The organism is Nonomuraea antimicrobica, from assembly GCF_039536965.1.
Classification (GTDB): Bacteria; Actinomycetota; Actinomycetes; order Streptosporangiales; family Streptosporangiaceae; genus Nonomuraea; species Nonomuraea antimicrobica.
The window spans coordinates 41,193-66,825 of record NZ_BAAAZP010000147.1 but is presented as its reverse complement, the minus strand read 5'-3'; the positions used below and the strand labels follow the sequence as shown (position 1 = coordinate 66,825).

Here is a 25,633-nt window from a genome sequence, read left to right as displayed (position 1 = left end):
GCAGCATCCGCGCCCGCGCCCGCGCGTGGGCGCGGCGCATCTGCTCGGTGAACCCGGCCAGCCCCGTCAGGTCGCACTCGACGCGCGGCTCGGCCGGGGGCCGGGCCACGAACGCGCCTCCCGACCTGCCGGGCACCCGCAGCAGCAGTCCCTCGTGTTCCAGCGTGGCCAGCGCCTGCCGCAGCGTCATCCGGCTCACGCCGAGCCGCCCGGCCAGCTCCCGTTCGCCGGGCAGCCGGTCGCCCGGCGCCAGCTCACCGTGCGCGATCGAGGCGAGCAGCCAGCGCTCGATCTGCACGTGCGCGGGGACGCCGGTGCCACGCTCCAGCTCAGGGGGGGTCCCGACCACAGGCGCAGGTTACCTCCTGACGAAATCCCGGCAACGCCGGGAGACTGCGGGGAGACCGCGGGGAGACCGCGGGAACGGCCCGGCCGCGCTACGGAGCGCCGAGGGCGGCGCCGCCGGAGCGCAGGGAGGCGGCCAGGAGCGCGTTCACTCCGACAGGCGCCGGAGCCGGTCGACCGCCTCGCCGAACTCGCTGATCAGGTCGTAGACCACGTCCTTGGCGGGCCTGACCTGGCGGAGCTGGCCGACGACCTGACCCACGTAGTAGTTGACCAGCTCCAGCGCCCCCTGCTCGCCCTTCTCCGCCGCCGCCTCGATGCGGGCCATCGCGCCCTCGGTCACGAGGAGCTGCAGGGGCATGCCCAGCGGCCCCGGGCTCTCCTGGCCGGAGTCCCACTCCTCGGTCCAGGCCGACCTGAGCTGCCTGGCCGGCTTGCCCGTACGGGAGCGGGAGCGGACGGTGTCCAGCGACGAGGCCGCCAGCAGCTTGCGCCTGACCGCCGGGGACGTCTCGGCCTCCTCCGTGGTCAGCCAGACCGAGCCGCACCACACGCCCTGCGCCCCGAGCGCCATGGCCGCCGCCATCTGCCTCCCGGACGCGATCCCGCCCGCCGCCAGCACCGGCACGGGGTCGACCGCGTCCACGACCTGCGGCACCAGCACCATGGTGGAGATCTCGCCGGTGTGGCCGCCCGCCTCGGTGCCCTGGGCCACGATGAGGTCGGCGCCCGCCGCGACCTGCCTGCGGGCGTGCTCGACCGTGCCGACCAGCGCGGCCACCGGCACGCCCGCCTGCCTGGCCCGGGTCACCATCTCGGGCGGGGGCGGCCCCAGGGCGCTGGCGATCAGCCCGATCCGGTGCTTGAGCGCCACGTCGATCAGCCCGGTCGCCCCGGCCGCCGTCACCCGCCTGCCGACCTCGTCGGCCACCGCGGTGAGCGGCTGGCCGGTGGCGCTGACGCCGTACTTGGACAGCAGGTGTGTGACGAAGTCCCGGTGCCGGTCGGGGACGGCGTCCATGAGGTGCACGGCCCGGTCGAGGGCGGAGGCGTCGATCTTGCCGGGCACGAGCACGTCGACGCCGTAGGGGCGGCCGTCCACGTGTTCGTCCAGCCAGGTCAGCTCCGTGTCGAGCTGATCGGGCGAGTACGCGACGGCGCCCAGCACCCCGAACCCGCCCGCGTTCGTGACGGCGGCCACCACGTCGCGGCAGTGGCTGAAGGCGAACAACGGGAACTCGATCCCCAAACGCTCACATATGGCGGTCCGCATGACCCGACGCTATCCGTCAGAACCTCGTTCGGTCCATCCCTCTCCTGAGCCGTTCCCGGCCCTCCGCCCGCCGGATCCGGGTGCGCGGGGCGGGTCAGGTGGTGGCGTCCAGCGTGACGGGGGAGTGCCAGCCCAGCTCCGGGGTGTACCCGCGGACCCGCCTGGCCGGGACCCCGGCCACCACGCTGTGGTCGGGGAACTCGCCCCGCACCACCGCCCCGCCCGCCACCACGCACTGGCGGCCCAGCGTGGTGCCCGGCAGGATGATCGCGCCCGCGCCCAGCCACGAGCCCGAGCCGATCGAGACCGGGCTGTTACGCGGCCACTGGCGGCCGATGGGCACGTCCGGGTCGTCGTAGACGTGGTTCTGGTCGGTGATGTACACGTACGGGCCGGTGAAGACGTCGTCGCCGAGGTCGATCGACTGGTGGGCGACGATGTGCGAGCCCCGGCCGATCGAACAGCTCCGGCCGATGCGCAGGATCGAGTCGGGGCCGAGGTCGGGGCCGGGCATCATCCCGCACGAGATCGACACCCGCTCCCCGATGAGCGTGTGGTCGCCGATCTCGATCCACTGCTCGCCGAAGATCGCGCCCGGGGGGAAGGCGATGCTGACACCGTCGCCTATCAGGCGGAACCGGTAACCCGCGGGGGTGGCCGGAGTGATCGCGCCGGCGTGGCGAATAGCGCCGTAGGCACGGTGCATCAATGTGCCCAAAGCCCGCCGAACTACTGACATAAGGACCAAAGTTACCGCTAGGTCGGGCCGTTCAGGCATGTGAGGGGCGTTGTTTGATATCCTGAGAGCCCGTGGACACTTCGACCACACCTCGAGCCACGGGAGCCCCTTTGCGCAGCGCATCGCAAACCAAGCATCTGTTCGTCACCGGCGGTGTCGCCTCCAGTCTCGGCAAGGGGCTCACGGCGTCAAGCCTCGGTCGCCTGCTCAAAGGGCGCGGTCTCAGGGTCACCATGCAGAAGCTCGACCCCTACCTCAACGTCGACCCCGGCACCATGAACCCGTTCCAGCACGGCGAGGTGTTCGTCACCGACGACGGCGCCGAGACCGACCTCGACGTCGGCCACTACGAACGTTTCCTCGACACCGACCTGCACGGCTCGGCCAACGTGACCACCGGCCAGGTCTACTCCAACGTCATCGCCAAAGAGCGGCGCGGCGAATACCTGGGCGACACCGTCCAGGTCATCCCGCACATCACCAACGAGATCAAGGACCGCATCCGGGGCATGGCCGGTCCTGAGGTCGACGTGGTCATCACCGAGGTCGGGGGCACGGTGGGCGACATCGAGTCGCTGCCGTTCCTGGAGGCAGTCCGCCAGATCAGGCACGAGGTGGGGCGCGACAACGTGTTCTTCCTGCACGTCTCGCTGCTGCCGTACATCGGGCCGTCAGGAGAGCTGAAGACCAAGCCGACCCAGCACAGCGTCTCGGCGCTGCGCAGCATCGGCATCCAGCCCGACGCGATCGTGCTGCGGTCCGACCGGCCCGTGCAGGCGGCGATCAAGCGCAAGATCAGCCTCATGTGCGACGTGGACGAGGACGCCGTCGTGTCCGCCGTCGACGCCGACTCGATCTACGACATCCCGAAGGTGCTGCACTCCGAGGGCCTCGACGCGTACGTGGTGCGCCGGCTCGGCCTGCCCTTCCGCGACGTCGACTGGAAGGAGTGGGAGCAGCTCCTGCGCCGGGTGCACCGCCCGGCCAGGGAGGTCACGATCGCGCTTGTCGGGAAATATATCGATTTGCCGGATGCGTACCTTTCGGTCACGGAGGCGCTGCGCGCCGGCGGCTTCGCCAACGACGCCCGCGTCAACATCCGCTGGGTCAAGAGCGACGACTGCGAGACCCCCGAGGGCGCCGAGCGCGAGCTCGACGGCGTCGACGGCGTGCTGATCCCCGGCGGCTTCGGCGTACGCGGCATCGAGGGCAAGATCGGCGCCATCCGCCACGCCCGCGAGGGCAAGATCCCGCTGCTCGGCATCTGCCTCGGCATGCAGGGCATGGTCATCGAGGCCGCCCGCAACATGGCCGGCATCGAGGGCGCCAACTCCGCCGAGTTCGACCCCGACACCAAGCACCCGGTCGTCTCCACCATGGCCGACCAGGAAGACGTCGTGGCCGGCGAGCGCGACATGGGCGGCACCATGCGCCTGGGCATCTACACCGCCAAGCTCGGCGAGGGCACCCTCGCCCGCCAGTTGTACGGCGGCAGGGCCAAGGCCGACGAGCGCCACCGCCACCGCTACGAGGTCAACAACTCCTACCGCGCGCGGCTGGAGAAGGTCGGCCTGGTCTTCTCCGGCCTGTCGCCCGACGGCCGCCTGGTCGAGTACACCGAGCTGCCCACCGACCAGCACCCGTTCTACATCGGCACCCAGGCCCACCCCGAGTTCCGCTCCCGGCCCACCCGGGCCAACCCGATGTTCGACGGCCTCATCGGCGCCGCCCTCGTCTACGCCGACAGCCGCGTGGGCAGTGCCAAGGTGGGTCCGTGAAGAAAGAGGAGATCGAGAAGGGCGGCGTCCCGGTCGAGGACACGCCCGAGGCGTGGGACGTCGTCGAGACCAGGCACCGGTTCAAGGGCCACATCATCGACGTGGTCACCGACACCGTCAGGATGCCCCGCGACGAGGTCGCCGAGCGCGACTACGTCGTCCACCCCGGAGCCGTCGCCGTGCTCGCACTCGACGAGCACGACCGCGTCCTGATGATCAGGCAGTACCGCCACCCCACCCGCCACCTGATGTGGGAGCTGCCCGCCGGGATCCGCGACGTGGCAGGCGAACCGCTCGCCACCACCGGCGCCCGCGAGCTGGCCGAGGAGTCCGGCTACCGGGCCGGCACCTGGCACACGCTCGTCGACCTGCGCTCCTCGCCCGGCATGACCGACGAGCGCGTCCGGGTGTTCCTGGCGCGCGACCTGACCAAGATCCCCGACGAGGAGAACGGCTTCGTCCACCGGCACGAGGAAATCGACATGCCGGTCGAATGGGTCCCTCTGGCCGACGCGGTGGAGAAGGCGCTCATGGGAATGATCCACAATTCCGCGGCCGTGGCCGGTATCCTCGCCGCATATGCGGCGTCGGTCGAGGGGTACGCCCTGTTGCGCCCCGCCGACGCCCCGGAGGCGTGACGGAAGGACCAGTTCGTGGAGGCGGTGCTCTCCAGCTACCTCGCCCATCTGGCGGTGGAGCGCGCCCTTGCCGCCAACACGCTCGCGTCCTACCGGCGTGACCTGCGCCGATACTTCGAGCACCTCCAGGCGCGCGGCCGACGGGAGCTCGACCAGGTGGGGGAGGCCGATGTTCTGGCCTTCCTCGCCGCGCTGCGCGAGGGCGACGGTGAGCACCCCGCCCTCGTGGCCAGCTCCGCCGCCCGCGCCCTGTCCGCCGTGCGCGGGCTGCACCGTTTCGCCCTGCGCGAAGGCGTCACGGCCCACGACCCCGCCCACGAGGTACGCCCGCCGCGCCAGCTCCGCAGGCTCCCCAAGCCCATCGCGGTCGACGAGGTCGAACGCCTCATCGCCGCCTCCGGCCCCGACGGCGCACCCCTGACCCTGCGCAACCGGGCCCTGCTGGAGGTCCTGTACGGCACCGGGGCCCGCATCTCCGAGGCCGTCGGGCTGGCCGTGGACGACCTCGAGGACGACCAGGTACGCCTGCGCGGCAAGGGCGGCCGTACCCGGGTCGTGCCCCTGGGCCGCTACGCGCGCTCGGCGCTGGACGCGTACGTGGTGCGGGCCAGGCCGGGGCTCCTCGCCCACGGGCGCGGCACCCCGGCCGTCTTCCTCAACGCCCGTGGCGGACGCCTGACCAGGCAGGGCGCCTGGGAGGTGCTCCAGGCCGCCGCCGAACGCGCCGGACTCGACGGGATAAGCCCGCACGTGCTCCGGCATTCCTTCGCGACACATCTTTTGGACGGCGGCGCGGACGTTAGGGTGGTGCAGGAGTTGCTCGGCCACGCCTCCGTGACGACCACTCAGGTCTACACCCTGGTCACGGTCGACAAGCTCCGTGAGGTGTACGCGGCCGCGCATCCCCGTGCCCGGCAGTGATCTATAGTCTTTTGGGACGTGCGCCGCCCACGGCGTGCCGCCTTGCCGCGTTTAGTGGTGACGCCATAGTGTCCGTCCGGACGGTCCGGTTCGGGATCGTCAGGGAGGTTCGAGCTGGTGACTGTGACGACCAAGGGTTCGACCCCGGGGACCCCCGACAACCCCTGGGGCGACACGAAGACCAACACGCCCTCCAACGGCGTCAACCTGGGCCCCACGCAGCGGCCCAGACCTGTGTTCCCCGAGCCGGTGCCCCCCGCGGTGCACGGCCCGGCGCGCGTGGTCGCGATGGTCAACCAGAAGGGTGGCGTCGGCAAGACCACGACCACCATCAACCTGGGGGCCGCGCTGGTCGAATGCGGTCTCAAGGTGCTCCTGGTCGACTTCGACCCGCAGGGCGCGCTCTCCGTCGGGCTCGGCATCAACCCGCTCCAGCTCGACCTGACCGTCTACAACCTGCTCATGGAGCGCGGCGTCACCGCCGAGGAGGTGCTGCTGGAGACCGGCGTCGAGGGCCTCGACCTGCTGCCCAGCAACATCGACCTGTCGGCCGCCGAAGTGCAGCTCGTCACCGAGGTGGCCCGCGAGCAGGTGCTCGGCCGCGTCATCAAGCCGCTGCTGCCGCACTACGACGTGTGCCTCATCGACTGCCAGCCGTCGCTGGGCCTGCTCACCATCAACGCGCTGACCTGCGCGCACGGCGTGATGGTGCCGTTGGAGTGCGAGTTCTTCGCCCTGCGCGGCGTGGCGCTGCTCATGGACACCATCTCCAAGGTGCAGGAGCGGCTCAACGAGGAGCTCGAGATCGAGGGCCTGCTCGCCACCATGTACGACGCCCGCACCCTGCACGGGCGCGAGGTGCTGGCCCGGGTGGTGGAGGCGTTCGGCGACAAGGTGTTCCACACGGTGATCAACCGTACGGTGCGCTTCCCCGACGCGACGGTGGCCGGCGAGCCGATCACCACGTTCGACCCGTCGTCCCTGGGCGCCAACGCCTACCGTGAGCTGGCCCGCGAGGTGCTCTCGCGCTGGCCGGCGCCTGCCACAATGGCCAGGTGACCGCAGAGCAGACCGCGCCCCAGGGCTTCCAGGTCCACCTGGATGTCTTCGAGGGGCCCTTCGACCTGCTCCTCGGGCTCATCGCCAAGCACAAGCTCGACATCACCGAGGTCTCGCTCTCCAAGGTCACCGACGAGTTCATCGCGTACATCCGGTCCCGTGGCCCCGAGTGGGACCTCGACCAGACCAGCCACTTCCTGCTGGTCGCGGCGACCCTGCTGGATCTCAAGGCGGCCCGGCTGCTGCCCTCCGGCGAGGTGGAGGACGAGGAGGACCTGGCGCTGCTGGAGGCCAGAGACCTGCTGTTCGCCCGGTTGCTGCAGTACAGGGCGTACAAGGAGGTGGTGAAGGTCTTCGCCGGGCGGATGGCGGAGGAGGCGCTGCGATTCCCCCGTACCGTGCCGATGGAGGAGCAGTTCGCCAACCTGCTGCCCGAGCTGATCCTGGGCATCGGGCCCGAGCAGCTCGCCCGCATCGCGGCCAGGGCGTTCACGCCGAAGCTGCCGCCGACCGTCAGCGTGGGACACATCTACCAGCCGCTGGCCAGCGTCAGGGAGCAGGCGGCGATCCTGGTCATGCACCTGCGCAGGCTGCGGCGGGCCACCTTCCGCGCGCTCGTGGCCGACTGCGGGGGGACCATCGAGGTCATCGCCAGGTTTCTGGCGGTGCTGGAGCTCTTCCGTGAGTCGGCGGTGACGTTCGAGCAGGTCGAGCCGCTGGGGGATCTGCACGTGACCTGGACGGGGTCCGACGACGGGGACGTCGCGGTGGGGGACGACTACGAGGAATCCGCGGAGAAACCATCCAATGACTGACGACAACCCGCTGCCCAACCCGCGCCGTTCGCCCGACTCCGAGCCGCCGCTGCCCTCCTGGATGACCCTCCCGGGCTCCCTCGCCCAGCCGGGGGCGCCACGCTTGGAGGACGAGGCGGACGCCGCCGCCGGGCCCTCCGAAACTCCGCCCTCGCCGGTCGAGGACGAGGCAGGATCCGGGTCCGGGTCCGGTTCCGAGCCCGGTTCCGGGGCCGGAGAGGTGAGCGCAGAGGAGGCGACAGCCACGGCCGAGACCCCGGGCTCCTCCGACGCCGATTCGGCTGTTCGCGAGGCGACGGAACCCGCCGCGCCCGAGACGGCGGATGCGCCCGACGCGGCAGACACGCTGCCTGCCGAGGCGGTGCTCGCAGACACGCTGCCTGCTGAGGCGCTGCCTGTGGCGGGCGTGCAGGGCGAGGACGACGCCGTGCCCGTCGCGTCCCCGCCGGCGGACGGGGTAGCGGGCGCGTTCGCCGAGGTCGAGGCCGACGTTGAGGTTGAGGCCGAGCCTGAGGCTGAGGCGGACGTTGAGGTGGGCGTTGCGCCCGGCACTCTGGTGAGCACCGAGCCGGACACCAAGCCAGGCGCTGCGCCGGACACCAGGCCGGACACCAGGCCGGACACCAGGCCGGACACCAGGCCGGACACCAGGCCGGACACCAGGCCGGACACCAGGCCGGACACCAGGCCGGACACCAGGCCGGACACCAGGCCGGACACCGAGCCAGACGTTGCGCTGGACGCTGCGGTGGGCGGTGTGACGGGTGGTGGGGCTTGGGGAGTTGGTGAGGCGGAGGAGGGGCTCGCGGGGGAGCCGGAGGAGGCTGGGGAGCCGGGACCGGCGTTGGAGGCGGCGTTGGAGGCTATCCTGATGGTGGTAGATGAGCCCGTCGCCGAGGTGACACTCGCTCAGGTGCTGGAGCGGCCCACACACGAGGTGGCCGCCGCTCTGCGGGGCCTGGCAGCGGAATACACGGCCGCCGGGCGGGGTTTTGACTTGCGGGAAGTCGCGGGCGGCTGGCGGTTCTACACGCGGGCCGACTGCGCGCCGCTGGTCGAGCGGTTCGTACGCGACGGGCAGCAGACGCGGCTGACACAGGCCGCGCTGGAAACTCTCGCGGTCGTGGCCTACCGGCAACCGGTGAGCCGTGCCCGCGTCGCCGCGGTACGCGGTGTCAACAGCGACGGCGTCATGCGGACGCTCGTCGCCAGGGGGCTGGTCGAGGAGGCCGGCACCGACCCGGAGAGCCAAGCAGTGCTCTACCGGACAAGCTCATACTTCCTTGAACGTCTGGGACTGCGGGACCTCAGCGAGCTTCCCGAGCTCGCGCCCTTCCTCCCGGACGACGTGGAAAATCTCGAGGAGACGACAAAGTGATCAACAGGCGTAGTACCCCGTCCGGTGATGGACGCGGTCGTGGACCTGCCGGCGGCTCCGGCCGTGGTGGGCGTCCCGCCTTCCGCTCCGACGACAACCGCCGCGGTTCCCGCCGCGGTGACGACAACCGCGGTGGTTTCCGCCGCGACGACGACTTCCGCGAGCGTCCGTCACGCGATTCGCTGCGCGCCGACCGGGGCGGCTCCCGCTCCGGGTACGGCACGCGCGACGGAGACGGCGGCCGCGAGGGCACCGGCCGCCAGGGCCAGGGCCAGGGCCAGAACCGCCAGGGCCCGGGCCAGAGCCGAGGCCGTCCGGGCCAGAGCCAGGGTTATGGTCGTCCGGGCCAGGGCTACGGTCAGAGTCAGGGCCGGGGCCGACCAGGCCAGAGCCAGGGCCAGGGCCGACCAGGCCAGGGCCAGGGCCAAGGCCGTCCGGGCCAGAGCCAGGGCCGAGGGCCGGGTCAGGACCGAGGTCAGGGCCAGGGCCAGGGCCGGTTCGAGCGTGATGACCGCTACCGGCGCGACGAAGGTTACGGACGTGAGCGCCGCTACGAGCAGGGCGACCGTTACCAGCGCGGTGACCGTTACGGGCGCGATGAGCGTTACGGGCGGGGCGATCGTCCTGAGCGCCGTGAGGGCTCGGGGCGTGACGATCGTTTCGGCGGCGACCGCTCTGAGCGCGGTGCGCGTTCCGGACGTGACGACCGTTTCGGACGTGACGACCGTTACGGGCGCGGCGAGCGGTACGAGGGCCGTGGAGAGCGGCGTGACGAGCGGCCCGGCGAACGACACGGTGAACGACACAGCGAACGACACGGCGAACGGCACGGTGAGCGTCGCGGCGAGTGGCGCGGCGAGCGGCGTGACGAGTCCCAGGGTGAGCGGCGCGGTGAGTGGCGCGACGACCGGGCCGGTGGTTTCCGGGCCGGTCGGAGCGGGCGCCGTGATGACGTCGCCCCCAGGTCCGCCCCCACGACCCGCTCCAGGTACGGCAGGAGGGACGACGACCGTCCCGTGCGCTCCGAGTGGCGTGGCGGGCAGGGAGAGCGTCCCCAGCGGCCTCAGCGCGCCGAGCGGTCCGACCGGCCGGGCGGCGGCGAATGGCGGTCCGACAGGCCGGGCGGCGGTGAGCGGCGGGCGCCTCGTACGCCGCGTCGTGACGACGTCCAGACCCTCGGCCAGGCCACCGGCGGGCCCAGGCGTCAGGGCTCCGGCGGCCCCGGCAGCCCGCAGCGCGACCGGATCAAGGCGGCACGGCAGCCCATCCGCGACCGTGACCTCTTCCCCGAGGGCTACACCGACGAGCGCGACACCACCGAGGTGCCCGACGGCATCCGGCTGCAGAAGGTGCTCGCCCAGGCTGGCGTGGCCAGCCGCAGGGCCTGCGAGGAGATGATCGGCGAGGGCCGCGTCACCGTCAACGGCCAGGTCGTACGCAGGTTCGGCGCCAAGGTCGACCCGGCGGCCCAGGTCATCCACGTCGACGGCAAGCGCATCCCGACCGCGCCCGACCTGGTCTACTACGCGCTCAACAAGCCGATCGGCGTAGTCTCCACGATGGACGACCCGCAGGGGCGCCCGTGCCTGGCCGACTATGTCGAGGAGCTGGCGCCCAGGTTGTTCCACGTGGGGCGGCTCGACACCGAGACCGAGGGCCTGCTGCTGCTCACCAACGACGGCGAGTTGGCCAACCGGCTGACGCACCCGAGTTACGGCGTGCAGAAGAAGTACTGGGCCAAGGTGCCCGGCCCGATCCCGCGCGACCTGGGGCGCCGGCTCAAGCAGGGCATCGAGCTGGAGGACGGCCTGGTCAGGGCCGACTCGTTCTCCATCGTGCAGGAGCACGGCCAGCAGGCGCTGGTCGAGGTCGTCCTGCACGAGGGCCGCAAGCACGTGGTCAGGCGCATGCTGGAGGAGACCGGTCACCGGGTGATCGACCTGGCCAGGATCGAGTTCGGGCCGGTGAAGCTGGGCCGTACGAAGCCCGGCACCATCAGGGCGCTGACCTTGAAGGAAGTCGGCGAGCTGTACGCGGCAGTGAAGCTGTAATCTGGCCGGACGCAGGGGCCCGCGCGATCCGCCGCGCGGGCTCTGCGGGCAAAGAAGGAGACGAAGCACATGATGCGGGCGATCCGCGGGGCGATCCAGGTGGACGCCAACGAGCGCGCCTCGGTCATCTCGGGCACGACCGAGTTGGTCAGCGCGATCATGGAGCGTAACGACCTGAGCCCCGACGACGTGATCAGCGTGCTGTTCACCGCCACGCCCGACCTGACCGCGGAGTTCCCCGCGCTCGCCGCGCGTAAGCTGGGTTTCCACGAGGTGCCGTTGATCTGCTGCACCGAGATCGACGTGCCGGGCGCGCTGCCGCGGGTCGTCCGTCTCATGGCGCACGTGGAGAGCGACCGCCCGCGTTCCGAGATCCAGCACGTCTACCTGCGCGGCGCGATGGCGCTGCGCCAGGACATCGCCCAATAGACCTCAGGCGAACCCTCAGGTAAACCAGATAAGCAGCAGAGCAGTTCAGCAGCCCGTACGGCCCTTACACCAGGACATCGAGATGGAACTACGTACCGTGCTCGTCGTGGGCACCGGTCTGATCGGCACCTCCGCGGCGCTTGCGCTGCGCAAGCGCGGGGTGCGGGTGCTGCTCGCCGACCGCGACCCGGGAGCCGTACGCCTGGCGCGGGAGCTGGGCGCGGGCGAAGACTGGCTGCCCGACACCGCCGAGCGTGAGTCAGCCGATCTCGCGATCGTCGCGGTGCCCCCGGCCCACGTGGCGAGCGAGCTGCTGGAGCTGCAGCGCGTCGGCGCGGCCCGCTTCTACACCGATGTCGCCAGCGTCAAGGCCGAGCCCATTCACCGGGCCGCGCAGCTCGGCTGCGACCTGGCCGCCTACGTGGCCTCCCATCCGCTGGCCGGGCGGGAGAAGTCGGGGCCCGGCGCCGCCCGCGACGACCTGTTCCTCGGCCGTCCGTGGGCCCTGTGCCCGACGGACGAGGCCGACCCCGAGGCCAAGGCGGCCGTGCTGCGGCTGATCGAGCTGTGCGGGGCCAACGCCGTCGAGGTGAGCGCGATCGACCACGACCGCGCCGTGGCCGTGGTCTCCCACGCGCCCCACGTGGCCGCCTCCGCGGTGGCCGCCAGGCTGGCCGACGCCACCGACGTGGCGCTCGGGCTGGCCGGGCAGGGGGTGCGCGACGTGACCCGCATCGCGGGCAGCGACCCCGGCCTGTGGCTGGGCATTCTGTCGGGCAACGCCTCCCCGGTGGCCGAGGTGCTGGAGGCGGTGGCCACCGACCTGGCCGACGCCGCCACCGCGCTGCGGGCCATGGCCGAGGGCGACGGCACCGCCACCAACGAGATCACCCAGCTGCTCAAGCGCGGCGTGGTGGGCCACGACCGCATCCCGGGCAAGCACGGCGGCCCCGCCTCGTCCTACGCGGTCGTCCAGGTCGTCATCGGCGACCGTCCCGGGCAGCTCGCCCGGCTCTTCCAGGTGTGCGACGAGGTCGGGGTCAACGTCGAGGACGTACGCCTCGAGCACGCCCCTGGCCTGCCCCTGGGCATCGCGGAGCTGTCGGTGGAGCCCGACGCGGCCACCACCCTCACCCAGGCCCTGCGCGAACGGGGCTGGCAGGTGCCCTGACCTCCGAGGTCACAGACAGCACCGCGGGCGGGACCGGGTCATCGGTCCCGCCCGCGGCGTTCTTACTGATCAGTGTTTGTTGATCGCCTGGCTGACGGCGTTCGGGCCGTCGTATTGACGGTCGGGCATGGCCTGGAGCGCCTTGACTATGGCGTCGCTCGCGTTGTGCTTGCGGGCAGCCCTGATCAGGTCTTCCTTGGTGGCCGGGTAGTCGACGCCGCTCAGGTGTTTCTGCAGGTCGATCGGGTTCGGTGCTGTTGTCATGGCCCTCTGCTGCCCTTCGCTCACGATGCGTAACGAGTGACTTCGAGATTTCTTCTGGAACTTTCCGGTTCCCCTGTCTCGTCCGGGGCGTTGACGGGTGGTCGGGCGTGACGTAGAAAGACGGTAACAATGTTACCCATCAGAAACGGTGTTACCGGGCATGGCGGGATCCGCGTATCAGCAGGCTCAGCGGGAAGGGCAGGGCGTCGTCAGGGCGGCCGTCCTGGAGGCGGCCAAGCGGCTGCTGGCGACCGAGGGGCCGGGGGCGCTCACCGTACGCCGGATCGCGGGCGAGGTGGGCTGCTCGACCAAGGTGATCTACACGCTCTTCGGCGGGAAGGACGGGCTGAGCGAGGCGCTCTGGCTGGAGGGGTTCGCCAGGTTCGAGCGGCGGCTGGTGGAGGTGCCGCCGGACGACGACAAGCTCGCCCGGCTGCACGCGGGGCTCCTGGCCTACCGCGAGTACGCGCTGAGCGAGCCCGACTACTACCGGGTGATGTTCCAGGGGGCGATGCCGGGGTTCCGCCCGGGGCCGGAGGCGCTGCTGGCGGCCAAGCGCACGTTCGACCTGCTGGTACGCGGCGTGGCCGAGTGCCTGGAGGCCGGGGTGTTGCGGGGGGCCGAGGCGGCGGAGATCGCCGATGTGCTGTGGATGGCCATGCATGGCGCGGTGAGTCTGGAAATTTCGGGCTATTTCGATCGGGTCGAGGCTGAGCCGCGTTACCGGCTGCTCTGCACGTCGGTGCTCACGCCGTTCCTGGCCTCCCGCCAGATGGCCTCCCGCCAGATGGACGCCCGTGAGACGGACACCCGTGAGACGGACGCAGACGAGAGGGAAGTGTGATGAGGAAATCTCCCTTCAGCGATGGATTCACCCCGGTGGCCGAGGAGATCACCGCTTTCGACCTCCAGGTCACCGGCCGCATCCCGGACGAGCTGAACGGCCGCTACCTGCGCAACGGCCCCAACCCGCTCAGCCTCGACGACCCCTCCGCCGGGCATCTGTTCCTGGGCGAGGGCATGGTGCACGGCGTACGGCTGCGTGAGGGCCGCGCCGAGTGGTACCGCAACCGGTGGGTGCGCTCCGCCCGGGTCGCCGAGCGGCTCGGCGAGCGGCCCCGTCCAGGGCCCGTGCACGAGGGCATGGACTTCGCGGCCAACACGCACGTCATCGGGGTGGCCGGGCGCACGTTCGCGACGGTGGAGGCGGGGGCGCTGCCGTACGAGCTGGGCTACGAGCTCGACACCATCGGCTCGTGCGACTTCGACGGCGGCCTGCCCGGCGGGTACGCCGCCCACACCCACCTCGACCCGGCCAGCGGGGAGCTGCACGCGCTGGCGTACTTCTTCGCCTGGGACCACCACCAGCACATCGTCATCGACCCCAAGGGGACGGTCACGCAGGTCAGGGACATCCCGGTGCCCGACTCGCCGATGGTGCACGACTTCGCGATCACCGAGCGGTTCGTGGTGATCTACGACCTGCCGGTCACGTTCAGCATGGGGCACGCGGAGAAGGGGGCGCTGCTGCCGTACGCGTGGAACGAGGCGCACGCCCCGCGCGTGGGGCTGCTGTCACGCGAGAGCGGCGAGGTGCGGTGGGTGGAGGCGCCGTCCTGCTGGGTCTTCCACACACTCAACGCCTACGACGACGGCGATCATGTGGTGGTCGACGTGGTCAGCTACCCCAAGGGCTTCGTGGACGCGCGTCTCGACCTGGGCGGCCCGCCCACGCTCGACCGCTGGCGGATCGACCTGACCACCGGCAGGACGGCGGTGACGCGCCTGGACGACCGCGCGCAGGAGTTCCCGCGCATGGACGAGCGCCGCACCGGCCGCCCCTACCGCTACGGCTACACGGCCGCCACCACGGAGCTGCGCGACATCGTCGGGAACGAGTTCGAGGACCTGCCCGACGAGGCGTTCGAGAACACGCTCATCAAGCACGACCTGGTGCGCGGCACGCAGGAGTCGCGGGTGTTCGGGCGCGGCGCGTACGTGGGCGAGCCGGTGTTCGTCGGCTCGGGGGCGGCCGAGGACGACGGTTGGCTGATCGCGTACGTCAACGACCCGGCCAGGGGAGCAACCGACCTGGTGATCCTTCAGTCGCAGGACTTCACCGGCGAGCCGGTCGCCACCGTGCACCTGCCGGCCCGGGTGCCGCTCGGCTTCCACGGAAGCTGGATCGCCGACTGAAGGGGAGCTGGATCGCCGACCTGGCCGGAGGCGGTAGCCTCTTCGCGTCGGACAAGACGTGATTGAAGAGGGAGCGCCGTGACCGGTCTGGTCGTCGCCATGGACGGCCCTTCGGGGTCGGGTAAGTCGAGCGTGTCGCGTGGCGTGGCCCGCGCGCTGGGCCTGCGTTACCTCGACACCGGCGCGATGTATCGCGCGATGACCTGGTGGATGCTCCGGCAGGGCGTCGACCTGGCCGATCCCGCCGCGATCGCGGCGCGCTGCGGCGAGCCGGGCATCGTCTCCGGCACCGACCCCGACGCCCCGGCCATCCACGTCGACGGTGTCGACGTGGCGGGGCCGATCAGGGAGGCCGAGGTCACCGGCGGGGTCTCGGTCGTCGCGGCCGTTCCCGAGGTGCGGGCGCTGCTGGTGGCGCTGCAGCGGGAGATCATCGGCACGGGCGACATCGTGGTCGAGGGCCGCGACATCGGCACGGTCGTCTGGCCGGACGCCACCGTCAAGATCTACCTGACGGCCAGCGCCGAGGCCCGCGCCCGCCGCCGCAGCGCCGAGCTGGCCGGGTCCACGGTGGAGGCGCAGCAGCAGGCCATGGCCCGGCGTGACACCCTCGATTCGACACGCAAGACCGACCCACTGTCGATGGCGGACGGCGCCGTCGAGCTCGACACCACCGCGCTCAACCTCGAAGAGGTCATCGCGGAGGTGCTGAGGCTGGTCGCGGAGCGGACGGAAGCCGACGGAGCGCGCGAGCCGCGTCCCGGCGGGTCCGGAAGCGGGCGCGGCCGTATCCACGAGCGCACCTGAGACAGGCTCAGGTGCGGTACTCACAAAGGACGAATAATCGTGACAACGGGGGATTGGGTCGAAGCCGACCTCGACGACCTTGAGATCGGCGAGCACGAGCACGGCGCGCCGATGCCGGTCGTGGCCATCGTGGGGCGGCCGAACGTCGGCAAGTCCACGCTGGTCAACCGCATCATCGGCCGCCGTGAGGCGGTCGTCGAAGACGTGCCGGGGGTCACCCGCGACCGCGTCACCTACGACGCCAACTGGCGTGGCCGCCGCTTCACCGTGGTCGACACCGGCGGCTGGGACCCCGAGGCCACCGGCATGAACCTGCGCATCGCCGAGCAGGCTCAGGTGGCAGTCGAGCTGGCCGATGTGATCGTGTTCGTGGTCGACGCCACCGTGGGCGCCACCGACGCCGACGAGGTCGTGGGCTCGGTGCTGCGCCAGTCGGGCAAGCCGGTCGTGCTGGCCGCCAACAAGGTCGACAACCAGCAGCTCGAGCTGGAGGCCGCCGCGTTGTGGTCGCTCGGGCTCGGCGAGCCCTACCCGGTCTCCGCCCTGCACGGGCGCTCCAGCGGCGACCTGCTCGACGTCGTGCTCGACGCGCTGCCCGAGACGCCGCAGCTCACGTTCGAGGCCGAGCGCGGGCCCGCCCGCGTGGCGCTGCTCGGCAAGCCCAACGTGGGCAAGTCCTCGCTGCTCAACAAGCTGGCCGGGGAAGAGCGGGTGCTGGTCGACCCGATGGCGGGCACCACGCGCGACCCGGTCGACGAGCTGATCGAGCTGGGCGGGCGCACCTGGCGTTTCGTCGACACCGCCGGAATCCGGCGGCGCGACCGGGAGCTGCAGGGGGCCGACTTCTACGCGGCCATGCGCACGCGGGCGGCGCTGGAGCGTACGGAGGTGGCGATCGTGCTGATCGACGCCAGCGAGCCGCTCACCGAGCAGGACCTGCGCATCATCGGCCTGGTCATCGAGTCCGGCCGGGCCATGGTGGTGGCCTTCAACAAGTGGGATCTGCTCGACGAGGACCGGCGCTACTACCTGGAGAAGGAGATCGACCGGCAGCTCGTCCGCACGCCGTGGGCGCTGCGCGTCAACATCTCCGCCAAGACGGGCCGCCACGTCGACCGGCTGGTCCCGGCCCTGGAGAAGGCGCTCGACTCGTGGTCCACGCGGGTGCCGACGGCCCGGCTCAACGCGTTCCTCACCGAGCTGGTGCACCAGACGCCGCCGCCGGTCCGGGGCGGCAAGCAGCCGAAGATCCTCTTCGCCACGCAGGCGTCGGTCGAGCCGCCCAAGTTCGTGCTGTTCACCTCGGGCTGGCTGGAAGACACCTACCGGCGCTTCATCGAGCGGCGCATCAGGGAGGAGTTCGGCTTCGCCGGCTCGCCGATCGAGGTGACGATGAAGATCCGCGAAAAGCGCGCCAAGAAAGACAAGTGACCTGCGGTAAGATCGACCGCAACACGCTGACGGAGACGAGTAGCCAGCGGGCCGCACGGCCCCAGAGAGCCGCCGGTAGCTGCGAAGGCGGCGCCGTGCCCCGCCGGTGAAGACACTCCCGAGTGCGGGGAGGAAATGCCCCGCCGGTCTGACCCCCGTCACAGGGTCGTGGAGGCCGCCCCGCGCACGGGGCGGCGAAAGTGCGGTGGCACCGGGAGCTCCCTTCTCCCCCGCACTCCCAAGGGGTCATGCACTTCCGCAGAGGAGCTGTAATGATCTCTCGTGTCCTGTCCGCCGAGCTCGCTGAGCACGCCGGGCAACGAGTGACGATCGCCGGCTGGGTCCATCGCCGCCGGCAACTCAAATCCGTGTCCTTCCTCGTCGTCAGAGACCGGTGCGGGCTGGCCCAGGCGGTCACCGCGCGCGACCTGCCGCCCGAGGAGAGCGTCGTCGAGGTCACCGGCACGGTGGCCACCAGCCCGCAGGCCCCGGGCGGCTACGAGTTGGTCGCGCCGGAGATCGAGGTGCTGGCCGAGCCCTCCGTGGCGCCGTCGTTCGACCTGTATCGGCCCGTGGTCGGGGCGGCCCTGCCGACCGTGCTCGACCACGCGCCGGTCGCGCTGCGGCACCCGCTGCTGCGGGCGCCGCTGGAGCTCTCGGCCGCCAGCGTGGCCGGGTTCCGCGAGGCGCTCGACCGGCTGGGCTTCACCGAGATCCACACCCCCAAGATCGTCGGCTCGGCCACCGAGTCGGGCGCGAACGTCTTCGGCATCGACTACTTCGGCCGGCCCGCCTACCTGGCGCAGTCGCCGCAGTTCTACAAGCAGGCGATGGTCGGGGTGTTCGAGCGGGTCTACGAGGTCGGGCCCGTCTTCCGCGCCGAGCCGCACGACACCGTGCGGCACCTGGCCCAGTACACGAGCCTGGACGCCGAACTGGGCTTCGTCCGCGACCACCGCGACGTGATGGCGGTGCTGCGGGAGGCGGTGGCGGGCATGCTGGAGTCCGTACGCCGCCGCGCCCCGTCGGCCCTCGACCTGCTCGGCGTCCGGCTTCCACGGGTGCCCGAGGAGATCCCCGCCATCCACTTCACCGAGGCGCAGCGGCTCACCTCGTCGGACGAGCCCGACCTGTCGCCCGCGCAGGAACGCCTGCTGTCGGAGTGGGCCGAGCGGGAGCACGGGTCGGAGTTCCTGTTCGTCACCGGGTACCCGATGTCCAAGCGGCCGTTCTACACCCATCCCGACCCGGCGCGGCCCGGCCACTCCAACGGGTTCGACCTGCTCTTCCGTGGCCTGGAACTGGTCACGGGCGGGCAGCGGCTGCACCGGTACGACGACTACGTGCGGGCGCTGGCCTCCCGTGGGGAAGGGACGGAGGCGTACGAGGGGTATCTGCAGGCGTTCAGGTACGGGATGCCGCCGCACGGCGGGTTCGCGCTGGGGCTGGAACGGTGGACGGCACGGCTGACGGGCGCGGCCAACATCCGCCAGACCACCGCGTTCCCCCGGGACCTGCACCGCCTGTCCCCGTGACGTGACAGGCTGACGGGGCGGCCCTTCCCGAGGGCCGCCCCTATCGTCGGCGAGACGGCATCAACGCGGCGACGCCCACGCCCACCAGGCAGACGAACGCCGTGACGAGGAACATCTCGGTGTACTCGATGTGCAGCGCGGCCTGCACCTTGGCGGTGTAGTCGGCGAGCTGCCGCTGGTACGTCACCCCGTCCACGCCGAACGGCAGCGGCGTGTCCAGGTCGGCGGTCAGCGAACGGAAGCGGTAGAACCCCCACGCCGACACGGCGGCGATGCCGATCAGCATGCCCATCATCCTGGCCACGACCACCGCCGCCGACGCCACGCCGTGCTGACCGGAGGCGGTCACGCGCAGCACCGCCGCCGACATCGGGGCGATCACCAGGCCGAGGCCCAGGCCCGCCGTGACCAGCGCGACATCCACCGCGAGGCCCGCCCCGGACAGGTCGGACGGCCAGCGGCTCATCAGCCAGTAGCCGGCCGTCGCCACCGCCATGCCCGCCACGGCCACCACGCGGTCGCCCAGCCTGCGGGCCAGGAGGCCGCCGAGCAGCGCCGCCACGGTGAGGGCGACGAGGAAGCGGCCCAGGACCAGCGACGCGCCCAGCTCGTCGGCGCCGAGCAGGGTCTGCGCGGTGAGCGGCACGAACACCATGGTGACCAGCAGCGCGGCCCCGGCCAGGAAGGCCACGGCCAGGGTGGCGAGCAGCGGGACCTTGCGGGTGGCGGTGAGGTCGAGCAGGCGCACGGGGGAGCGGATCTCCCACCACACGAACCCGGCCGCCACCGCCACCCCGGCCGCGATCAGGTACGGGCCCCAAGGGGGCAGGACGGCGGTGGCGGGGTCGGGGTTGTAGAGGCCGATGATCAGCAGCGCGAGCGCCAGGGCCAGCAACACCCCGCCGACCACGTCCACCCGATCATCCGCCCGGCCGTCCACGCCGTGGGCCGCCCGGACGCCGGGTGCTTGTGCTGCCTCCGCTGTGGCGGCTGCGGTGCCGGGGTCCGGCGGGAGGGGCGTGGCGGGGGCAGGATGGTCGTCGGCGGTGTGCAGGGCGGGGACCCGGGTACGGGGCGGGACGGTGAGGTGGACGGCGACGGCGGCCAGGGCGGCGAGCGGGACGTTGATCCAGAAGATGGCGTGCCAGCCCCCCAGCTCCACCCCCGCCACCACCGTGCTCGGAATCCCCGCCAGCAACCCCCCGTACAGCGGCCCGAGCGCACTGCCCAGCTCCTGCGCCGCCCCCACGGCGCCCAGGGCGAGCGGCCGCTCGCGTTCCGCCCACAGGTCGCCGATGAGCGCCATCGTGATCGGCAGCAGCGCGCCCCCTGCCACCCCCTGCACGGTACGCCCGGCCACCACCATGACCTCCCCGGACGCCAGCGCCGTCAGCACCGAGCCGAGCGCGAACGCCGCCAGGCAGGCGTGGATCAGCGGCCGCCGCCCGTACCGGTCGGAGAGCCGGCCGAGCAGCGGCATCGCGGCGACGTACCCGAGCAGGAAGCCCGTGACGATCGGCGTGGCGCGTTCGAGGTGGTTGAGCGGGATGCCCACGTCTTCGGCGATGCCGACCAGGACCGTCACCACCACGTAGGCGTCCAGCGCGGCCAGCAGCACCACCGCGCCACCGGCGCCGAGCACCACCCGGCGGGCGTGCGTCATCTGGTGTGCCTCACTCGGCGGGGGGCGGGGTGATCGTGACCGGCGCGTCGTACTCGCTGAACGCCACCGTCACCGTGCCGTTCTGCAGCGGCAGGCTCGCCTTGGTGAGCCTGCCGGTGGCCTGGTCGAGCCAGATCCTGCCGCTCACGCCCTGCGTGACGCCGGGGATGATCTGGCCCACGACGTTCCCCGGGAAGGTCGTGGCCACCCGGTACGCCCCGCTCTCCACACCCTCCACCTTGGGGTCGGTGGCCGAGGCGAGCAGTTGCGCGATGCCCTTGGTGGGCTCGAGGATCACCGACGGGTCGTAGATCTGGGCGAGCTGCTCCCGCGTCATCTTCTGGAACCCGCCCGTCGCGCCCTTGAAGTGCACGGTGTCGCCGACCACGGCGAACGTCACCTCGAGGAGGTTGCCCAGCGCCTCGATCGTGATCGTGCCGTCGGCGTCGCCCCCGGAGGTGAGCCGGCCGTCGGCCTTCTTGACCGGCACGTTCGGCTTGCCCTCGGTCGTGATCGAGAACCTGGCCGACTTGACGGCCTTCATGGCCTCGGCCGCCTTCGCCATCAGGTCGGGCCCGGCGGGCAGCTCGCCCCCCGCGCCGCTCGACGAGCACGCCGACGCCAGCGCGAGGACCACCACGATCAGTAGCTTTCTGAGCATGCCCCGGATGCTAGCGACCGGCCGTGAACTCCGTGTGGCGTCGCCGATATCGGTTGGATGTCGGCGCGGCTCCACCGACCGTTTCACGGTCTGCGCGGCCTCGTCAGCCGCTCCCCGGTCAGCGCAGCTTCTTCAGGTGCTCCACGATCGGCGCGTACGCCGCCTCGATCGCGTCGAGCTGATCGTCGGTGAGCAGGTCGACGAAGTGCTCGCGCACGCCGCCCACGTGGTGCGGCGCCACCCGCTGGATCGTCTCCCACCCCTCGTCGGTCAGCACCGCGAACGTGCCCCGCCGGTCGTCGTGGCAGTCTTCCCTGGTGACCAGGCCCTTGGCCTCCATGCGGGAGATCTGGTGCGACAGCCGGCTGCGTGACTGGATGGTCGCGTCGGCCAGGTCGCTCATCCGCATGCGGCGCCCGGGGCTCTCGGAGAGGTTGACGAGGATCTCGTAGTCGTTCAGCGAGAGCGCGTACTCCTGCAGCTCGCGGTCGAGCCGGTGCATCAGCAGTTTGTGCAGCGCCAAGTGCGTACGCCAGGCACGTTGTTCAGCGGGCGAAAGCCAGCGAGGCGCGCTCATGATCCCCAATTTAGCGCACATAGTGTGGTGTGCCATGGAGGACAGGTCGGGGGAGAGTCTGGGCACCGTGCTCGTGGCCGGTGCCGCGAACCTCGCCATCGCGCTGGCCAAGCTCGTCGCCGGGCTCATGAGCGGCTCGGCGGCCATGCTGTCGGAGTCGGCCCACTCCGCCGCCGACACGGTGACCGAGCTGCTGCTGCTGGTGGCGGTACGCCGTGCCGCCAGGCCCGCCGACCGGCGGCATCCGTTCGGGCACGGCAAGGCCGGGTTCGTCTGGGCCATGATGGCGGCGGTGGCGACGCTGGTGGGCGGGGCCGGGTTCTCCATCACGCACGGCCTGCACGTGATCGGCCACGGTGAGGAGCTGTCGAACCTCACCCCGTCCTACATCGTGCTGGCGGTCTCGTTCGTCATCGAGTGCGTCTCGTTCACGAAGGCCCTCTCGCAGTTGCGCGGCCAGGCCACCCGCTACGACGTCAACCCGCTGCGCCTGGTGCGGCTCACCTCCGACACCCCGCTCAAGGCCGTGCTGTTCGAGGACGCCGCCGCCCTCGTCGGGCTGCTGATCGCCGGGACGGGGCTGCTCGGCTCGCAGCTCACCGGCTCCGCGCTGTGGGACGGCGCCGCGTCCGTCGCGATCGGCCTGCTGCTGGTGGTCGCGGCGCTCACCCTGATCCAGTCGAACCTGTCGTTGCTCGTCGGGCAGGCCGCGCCCCGGAGTGTCGAGGGCGACATCCGCGCCGTGCTGCTGGAGCAGCCCGAGGTCGAGGACGTGGTCGAGCTGCTCACCATGATGATCGGGCCCGGCGAGATCCTGGTGGCCGCGAAGATCGACTTCCGGGACGAGGCGAGCGCGGCGGGCGTGGAGATCGCCTGCGACGAGGTGGACCGGCGGCTGCGCGCGCGGGTTCCCGGGGTCAGGCAGGTCTTCCTCGACCCCACCCCGAAACGCCCCCGCTGACACGTGAATCAACCGCGGCGATTCTCACCCACGCGAATCCGCGCGAATCCACGCGAGCACGCCAGAAGGGCGGATCCGGATCTGGTGGGAGTCGCCGGACCATGGCACGTTGCGACCGAGCGCCGCCCGGGACTCCGCCGTCACGGGCCGCCGCCGGGCTCCGGGATGGGCACGCGCCTGGCGGGGGTGTCGGTGACGACCGCGACCCTGATGTCGGGCCCGACGCTCCACTCCAGCAGGTGCCGGCCGGTCAGGTCGTCGCCGCCCTCGCCGAGCTTGTCGAGCGTCAGCTCGCCGCGCTTGATGAGCGCCTCCTTGCGCGTCCAGTGCCGCATCAGCTCGTCGTTGCCGGTGACCAGCGCCCGCTCGCGCGGGGTGAGCACCCGGTCGGCCAGCATCGTGTCCAGCGGGCCGGGACGTACGCGCTCGGCGTCCACGCCGACCTTGCCCGGCCCGGCCACCGCGCACACGTAGCCGCGCGTGTGACTGAAGCTGACGCCCAGCTCGGGGGCCTGCTCGATGTGCGGCTTGCCGTGGCCGTAGCCGTGCAGGTCGCAATACTGCAGCAGCGTCAGCCCGGCCGGGTCGGCGTCGAGCACGGCGGCGGCGCACAGCCGTACGAGGAGGTGGGCGGCGACGAAGCAGTCGCGGTCGTGCTCGAACCTGAAGCGCGCCGCGCGCTCCCTCTCCACCTCGGTGAGCCAGTCTTCCGGCGCGCGCACCTCGTCGGGGTGGCCGCCCATCGCTAAGGGGCCGATCGTCACTCCTTCGTCTTCGCGTCGTCGCCGTCGAGGTTGTACTGGTCTTCCGATGCCGCGCCGAGCACGGTCACGTCATTGATCTTCCAGCTCCCCTTCTCCTTCACAAGGCTGATCTTAAGGTGCGAGTCCTTGACGGAGCGGATGGCCTCTGAAGTGTTCACCTGCTGGTCCACGACGACGATGGCGTGGGCGGTGGCCTCGTCCACGTCGGCCAGGTACACCTCGCGCACGGTGGCCTGCGAGGTGGCCTTGAGCTTGACGATGACCTGTGCCATCGCGCCGCCGAACGCCGCGTCGTAGGTCGACAGGAAGTCGCCCGTGGCCTGGGCGGCCAGGGTGGAGCGGGTGTTCTGCAGGCCCTGGTAGTCGTAGCTGAGCAGGGCGCGGCTGAACGCGCTCGCCGCGCCCGAGACCTCCAGGCGCAGGGCGCGCTCCGACTCCAGCCTGGAACGGGCGTCCTGGGCCTGCGCGGCGGAGATCCACTGCAGGACGGCGGTGGCGGCGATCGCGGCCACGAGCATGGCGGCCAGCGCGCCCAGCAGCCTGACCCGGGTGAGGCGCGAACGGGCCCGGCCCGCCTCACTCCCGTCGCCCGCCGTCTCTCCGTCCGCCGTCTCTCCGTCCGCGGCCTCTCCGCCCGCCGTCGGTCCGCCCGCCGTCTCGTCGCCCGCTTTCTCGCCAGTCGCTTTCTCGCCGGTCGTCGTCGCCGTGGCCTCCTCGGCCGCCGTCCCGGTGTCGGCGGCGGGCTGGGAGGTGGATTCGGTGTCGGGGAGGTCGTGTCCGGTGGTCATCTCGGCTCCTCACGGCGGCGGGCGGCCCGGCCCGCGGCGACCCAGCCCACGATGCCACCGCTCGCCACCACGGCGAGGAAAATCGCGGCAATCAGGGGTGCGGTGTTCGGCGCGGTACCGGACGCGGTGCGGGTGGCGGCCACGCCCTCGGGTGGCTCGGTGGGGTGCTGCTTCGGGGACGTTTCGGTCTTCTCGGGCGAGGGACGGCCGGACCCGCCGGGCCGGGCGGCGGCGGCCTCGCCGGGGCCGGTGCTCCGGCCGGTGTCGCGGGTGTCCTGGGCCCGCCGAGCGGCGTCCCGTGCGGTGTTCTGGACGTCGGGCACGGGGGCGCGGCCGGGGCAGGCGCGGAGCTTGGGCACCGTGGGCGGTCCCAGCGGACCGGCGTACTCCTCGGCGGGCGGCGGCGCCCCGGGCACGCTGAAGATGAACGCCGCCTTGCCGTACACGGTGTCCCCGCGCCGCTCGGTGACGTCGTCGGCCAGGCTCAGCGCGGTCGGCATGATGCTGAGCAGATGGTGCACGTTCTGCCCGGTACGCGCGGAGAACGCCGGCTCGTGGGGCAGCCCGGACGCCGTCAGCAGGCAGGAGAACCCCGGCCTGGACGCCCGCACGGCCGCGTCGAGCTGGGCGAACACCCCGGGACCCCGGTCGAGGAAGGCGTTGAGGTCGGCCCTCGACTCCCGCAGCGTGGCCGTCACCGTGCTCAGGTCGGTGATCCCGGAGGCCAGCTCGTCCCGCTTGCCTGCCAGCGTGTGCGTGAGCCGGGTGAGCTGCACCGACAGGTCGTCGAGCACCTCGGCGTTGTCGGCGAGCGTGCCGGTCAGCGTGTGGGCGTCCTCGATGATGCGCCTGATCGCGGGCGCCCGCCCGTCGAGCGCGACGGCCAGCTCGTGCACGATGGTGTCGGCGTCCTCGGGCGGCACCGCGTTCAGCAGCTTGCCGACGCCCTCGAAGAGCTTCTTGTAGTCGAGCGGCACGGTCGTCCTGGCCAGCGGAATCGTGTCGCCCGCCGCGAGTGACGGCCCGGTGACGCCGGCGGCGGGCGGCGAGAGCTCCACGTACGGCTCCCCGATGGCCGACCTGCGCCGCACCTCGGCCGTGACGCCCTTCGGCAGCCGGACCTCCCTGTCGAGGTCGAGCCCCACCACGATCCTGCCGGGCGCCAGGCGCACGTCACCGATCTTTCCGACCCGGACCCCCAGGTACGCCACGTCGAACCCCCGGACCAGCCCGGGGGAGGAGATGAACTCGGCCGAGACCCGGTAGGGCCGCTCGATCGCGTCCAGCCGGATGATCGTGCTGAACGCCCAGACCGTCATGACGATCCCGAGCAGCACGAAGAAGCCCAGGTTCAGGTAGATGCGGTGTCCTCTCATCGCGGTCCCGTCC

Annotated in this window: 26 protein-coding genes; 15 read left to right on the top strand and 11 right to left on the bottom strand. The window is 71.7% G+C overall.

Annotated features, from left to right (window positions below):
* From ABD844_RS36530 to ABD844_RS36520, 3 genes are all read right to left on the bottom strand, one after another.
* On the bottom strand, positions 1–349 hold a 349-nt coding region (locus tag ABD844_RS36530), incomplete at its 3' end, for a GntR family transcriptional regulator (RefSeq protein ID WP_344888364.1).
* 144 nt (positions 350–493) lie between these two features.
* Positions 494–1,618 carry an NAD(P)H-dependent flavin oxidoreductase gene (locus tag ABD844_RS36525; RefSeq protein ID WP_344888361.1) on the bottom strand — a complete coding sequence of 375 codons (1,125 nt, stop codon included), beginning with the start codon at positions 1,616–1,618 and terminating at the stop codon, positions 494–496.
* Between the two features lie 94 nt (positions 1,619–1,712).
* On the bottom strand, positions 1,713–2,324 hold the full coding sequence (locus ABD844_RS36520; protein ID WP_344888358.1) for an acyltransferase: 612 nt from the start codon (positions 2,322–2,324) through the stop codon (positions 1,713–1,715).
* A gap of 143 nt (positions 2,325–2,467) precedes the next feature.
* Here ABD844_RS36520 and pyrG point away from each other — a divergent pair, with 143 nt between their 5' ends.
* The 6 genes from pyrG (at position 2,468) to scpB (ending at position 8,946) form a co-directional block, all read left to right on the top strand.
* Positions 2,468–4,135 (top strand): CTP synthase, encoded by a 1,668-nt coding sequence (gene pyrG, locus ABD844_RS36515; protein ID WP_344888355.1) that lies wholly within the window; start codon positions 2,468–2,470, stop codon positions 4,133–4,135.
* Positions 4,132–4,773: an NUDIX domain-containing protein gene (locus ABD844_RS36510; protein WP_344888352.1), complete on the top strand. Its 642-nt coding sequence runs from the start codon at positions 4,132–4,134 to the stop codon at positions 4,771–4,773. Before pyrG ends, ABD844_RS36510 begins: the two co-directional genes overlap by 4 nt.
* 15 nt (positions 4,774–4,788) lie before the next feature.
* Positions 4,789–5,694 carry a site-specific tyrosine recombinase XerD gene (locus tag ABD844_RS36505; RefSeq protein ID WP_344888349.1) on the top strand — a complete coding sequence of 302 codons (906 nt, stop codon included), beginning with the start codon at positions 4,789–4,791 and terminating at the stop codon, positions 5,692–5,694.
* A gap of 117 nt (positions 5,695–5,811) precedes the next feature.
* Positions 5,812–6,753 carry a ParA family protein gene (locus ABD844_RS36500; RefSeq protein ID WP_344888346.1) on the top strand — a complete coding sequence of 314 codons (942 nt, stop codon included), beginning with the start codon at positions 5,812–5,814 and terminating at the stop codon, positions 6,751–6,753.
* The gene (locus ABD844_RS36495) at positions 6,750–7,568 is read left to right on the top strand and encodes a segregation and condensation protein A (protein WP_344888343.1); all 819 of its coding nucleotides are present in this window, start codon (positions 6,750–6,752) and stop codon (positions 7,566–7,568) included. The genes ABD844_RS36500 and ABD844_RS36495 overlap by 4 nt, the downstream gene beginning before the upstream one ends.
* Positions 7,569–8,325: 757 nt before the next feature.
* Positions 8,326–8,946 carry an SMC-Scp complex subunit ScpB gene (scpB, locus tag ABD844_RS36490; protein WP_425568717.1) on the top strand — a complete coding sequence of 207 codons (621 nt, stop codon included), beginning with the start codon at positions 8,326–8,328 and terminating at the stop codon, positions 8,944–8,946.
* A 170-nt stretch (positions 8,947–9,116) separates the two neighbouring features.
* Here the strand turns inward: scpB and ABD844_RS36485 are convergent, their stop codons facing one another.
* Positions 9,117–9,764 carry a hypothetical protein gene (locus ABD844_RS36485; RefSeq protein ID WP_344888340.1) on the bottom strand — a complete coding sequence of 216 codons (648 nt, stop codon included), beginning with the start codon at positions 9,762–9,764 and terminating at the stop codon, positions 9,117–9,119.
* Between the two features lie 198 nt (positions 9,765–9,962).
* Between ABD844_RS36485 and ABD844_RS36480 the strand changes: the two genes are divergently transcribed.
* The 3 genes from ABD844_RS36480 (at position 9,963) to ABD844_RS36470 (ending at position 12,597) form a co-directional block, all read left to right on the top strand.
* Positions 9,963–10,997 carry a pseudouridine synthase gene (locus ABD844_RS36480; RefSeq protein ID WP_344888337.1) on the top strand — a complete coding sequence of 345 codons (1,035 nt, stop codon included), beginning with the start codon at positions 9,963–9,965 and terminating at the stop codon, positions 10,995–10,997.
* Positions 10,998–11,066: 69 nt separating this feature from the next.
* On the top strand, positions 11,067–11,426 hold the full coding sequence (aroH, locus tag ABD844_RS36475) for a chorismate mutase (RefSeq protein WP_344888335.1): 360 nt from the start codon (positions 11,067–11,069) through the stop codon (positions 11,424–11,426).
* Positions 11,427–11,508: 82 nt separating this feature from the next.
* Positions 11,509–12,597 carry a prephenate dehydrogenase gene (locus ABD844_RS36470; RefSeq protein WP_344888333.1) on the top strand — a complete coding sequence of 363 codons (1,089 nt, stop codon included), beginning with the start codon at positions 11,509–11,511 and terminating at the stop codon, positions 12,595–12,597.
* Between the two features lie 69 nt (positions 12,598–12,666).
* On the opposite strand, the gene ABD844_RS36465 is transcribed toward ABD844_RS36470, so the two are convergent.
* On the bottom strand, positions 12,667–12,861 hold the full coding sequence (locus tag ABD844_RS36465) for a DUF2795 domain-containing protein (RefSeq protein WP_344888331.1): 195 nt from the start codon (positions 12,859–12,861) through the stop codon (positions 12,667–12,669).
* Positions 12,862–13,021: 160 nt separating this feature from the next.
* Between ABD844_RS36465 and ABD844_RS36460 the strand changes: the two genes are divergently transcribed.
* The 5 genes from ABD844_RS36460 to aspS all read left to right on the top strand — a co-directional run bounded on the left by ABD844_RS36460 (position 13,022) and on the right by aspS (position 18,830).
* Positions 13,022–13,705: a TetR/AcrR family transcriptional regulator gene (locus ABD844_RS36460; RefSeq protein ID WP_344888328.1), complete on the top strand. Its 684-nt coding sequence runs from the start codon at positions 13,022–13,024 to the stop codon at positions 13,703–13,705.
* The gene (locus tag ABD844_RS36455; protein WP_344888325.1) at positions 13,705–15,057 is read left to right on the top strand and encodes a carotenoid oxygenase family protein; all 1,353 of its coding nucleotides are present in this window, start codon (positions 13,705–13,707) and stop codon (positions 15,055–15,057) included. The genes ABD844_RS36460 and ABD844_RS36455 overlap by 1 nt, the downstream gene beginning before the upstream one ends.
* Positions 15,058–15,135: 78 nt before the next feature.
* Complete coding sequence (gene cmk / locus ABD844_RS36450) at positions 15,136–15,864, top strand: (d)CMP kinase (protein WP_344888322.1); 729 nt, start codon at positions 15,136–15,138, stop codon at positions 15,862–15,864.
* Between the two features lie 39 nt (positions 15,865–15,903).
* Complete coding sequence (der, locus tag ABD844_RS36445; protein ID WP_344888319.1) at positions 15,904–17,295, top strand: ribosome biogenesis GTPase Der; 1,392 nt, start codon at positions 15,904–15,906, stop codon at positions 17,293–17,295.
* 272 nt (positions 17,296–17,567) lie between these two features.
* Positions 17,568–18,830, top strand: a complete 1,263-nt coding sequence (gene aspS / locus ABD844_RS36440) for an aspartate--tRNA(Asn) ligase (protein WP_344888316.1) — start codon at positions 17,568–17,570, stop codon at positions 18,828–18,830.
* A gap of 40 nt (positions 18,831–18,870) precedes the next feature.
* Here aspS and ABD844_RS36435 read toward each other — a convergent pair whose 3' ends face one another.
* From ABD844_RS36435 to ABD844_RS36425, 3 genes are all read right to left on the bottom strand, one after another.
* On the bottom strand, positions 18,871–20,493 hold the full coding sequence (locus ABD844_RS36435; protein WP_344888313.1) for an MFS transporter: 1,623 nt from the start codon (positions 20,491–20,493) through the stop codon (positions 18,871–18,873).
* 10 nt (positions 20,494–20,503) lie between these two features.
* Complete coding sequence (locus ABD844_RS36430; protein WP_344888310.1) at positions 20,504–21,154, bottom strand: LppX_LprAFG lipoprotein; 651 nt, start codon at positions 21,152–21,154, stop codon at positions 20,504–20,506.
* Positions 21,155–21,272: 118 nt separating this feature from the next.
* Entirely contained in the window at positions 21,273–21,731 is a 459-nt protein-coding gene (locus ABD844_RS36425) for a MarR family winged helix-turn-helix transcriptional regulator (RefSeq protein ID WP_344888307.1), read from the bottom strand.
* Positions 21,732–21,765: 34 nt separating this feature from the next.
* Here ABD844_RS36425 and ABD844_RS36420 point away from each other — a divergent pair, with 34 nt between their 5' ends.
* Entirely contained in the window at positions 21,766–22,692 is a 927-nt protein-coding gene (locus ABD844_RS36420) for a cation diffusion facilitator family transporter (protein ID WP_344888304.1), read from the top strand.
* A gap of 140 nt (positions 22,693–22,832) precedes the next feature.
* Here the strand turns inward: ABD844_RS36420 and ABD844_RS36415 are convergent, their stop codons facing one another.
* The 3 genes from ABD844_RS36415 to ABD844_RS36405 are packed head-to-tail and all read right to left on the bottom strand — an operon-like array spanning position 22,833 to position 25,620.
* Positions 22,833–23,456 carry a 4'-phosphopantetheinyl transferase family protein gene (locus ABD844_RS36415; protein ID WP_344888301.1) on the bottom strand — a complete coding sequence of 208 codons (624 nt, stop codon included), beginning with the start codon at positions 23,454–23,456 and terminating at the stop codon, positions 22,833–22,835.
* Entirely contained in the window at positions 23,453–24,244 is a 792-nt protein-coding gene (locus ABD844_RS36410; protein WP_344888298.1) for a hypothetical protein, read from the bottom strand. Before ABD844_RS36410 ends, ABD844_RS36415 begins: the two co-directional genes overlap by 4 nt.
* Complete coding sequence (locus ABD844_RS36405) at positions 24,241–25,620, bottom strand: MlaD family protein (protein ID WP_344888295.1); 1,380 nt, start codon at positions 25,618–25,620, stop codon at positions 24,241–24,243. The genes ABD844_RS36410 and ABD844_RS36405 overlap by 4 nt, the downstream gene beginning before the upstream one ends.
* Positions 25,621–25,633 lie beyond the last annotated feature (13 nt).

Bases quoted from the DNA above. Each gene is read 5' to 3' on its own strand.
- ABD844_RS36525 (WP_344888361.1), bottom strand. From the start codon at position 1,618: ATGCGGACCGCCATATGTGAGCGTTTGGGGATCGAGTTCCCGTTGTTC.
- ABD844_RS36520 (WP_344888358.1), bottom strand. From the start codon at position 2,324: ATGCACCGTGCCTACGGCGCTATTCGCCACGCCGGCGCGATCACTCCG.
- aroH (WP_344888335.1), top strand. From the start codon at position 11,067: ATGATGCGGGCGATCCGCGGGGCGATCCAGGTGGACGCCAACGAGCGC.
- ABD844_RS36470 (WP_344888333.1), top strand. From the start codon at position 11,509: ATGGAACTACGTACCGTGCTCGTCGTGGGCACCGGTCTGATCGGCACC.
- ABD844_RS36465 (WP_344888331.1), bottom strand. From the start codon at position 12,861: ATGACAACAGCACCGAACCCGATCGACCTGCAGAAACACCTGAGCGGC.
- ABD844_RS36460 (WP_344888328.1), top strand. From the start codon at position 13,022: ATGGCGGGATCCGCGTATCAGCAGGCTCAGCGGGAAGGGCAGGGCGTC.
- ABD844_RS36455 (WP_344888325.1), top strand. From the start codon at position 13,705: ATGAGGAAATCTCCCTTCAGCGATGGATTCACCCCGGTGGCCGAGGAG.
- aspS (WP_344888316.1), top strand. From the start codon at position 17,568: ATGATCTCTCGTGTCCTGTCCGCCGAGCTCGCTGAGCACGCCGGGCAA.
- ABD844_RS36435 (WP_344888313.1), bottom strand. From the start codon at position 20,493: ATGACGCACGCCCGCCGGGTGGTGCTCGGCGCCGGTGGCGCGGTGGTG.
- ABD844_RS36430 (WP_344888310.1), bottom strand. From the start codon at position 21,154: ATGCTCAGAAAGCTACTGATCGTGGTGGTCCTCGCGCTGGCGTCGGCG.
- ABD844_RS36425 (WP_344888307.1), bottom strand. From the start codon at position 21,731: ATGAGCGCGCCTCGCTGGCTTTCGCCCGCTGAACAACGTGCCTGGCGT.
- ABD844_RS36420 (WP_344888304.1), top strand. From the start codon at position 21,766: ATGGAGGACAGGTCGGGGGAGAGTCTGGGCACCGTGCTCGTGGCCGGT.
- ABD844_RS36410 (WP_344888298.1), bottom strand. From the start codon at position 24,244: ATGACCACCGGACACGACCTCCCCGACACCGAATCCACCTCCCAGCCC.
- ABD844_RS36405 (WP_344888295.1), bottom strand. From the start codon at position 25,620: ATGAGAGGACACCGCATCTACCTGAACCTGGGCTTCTTCGTGCTGCTC.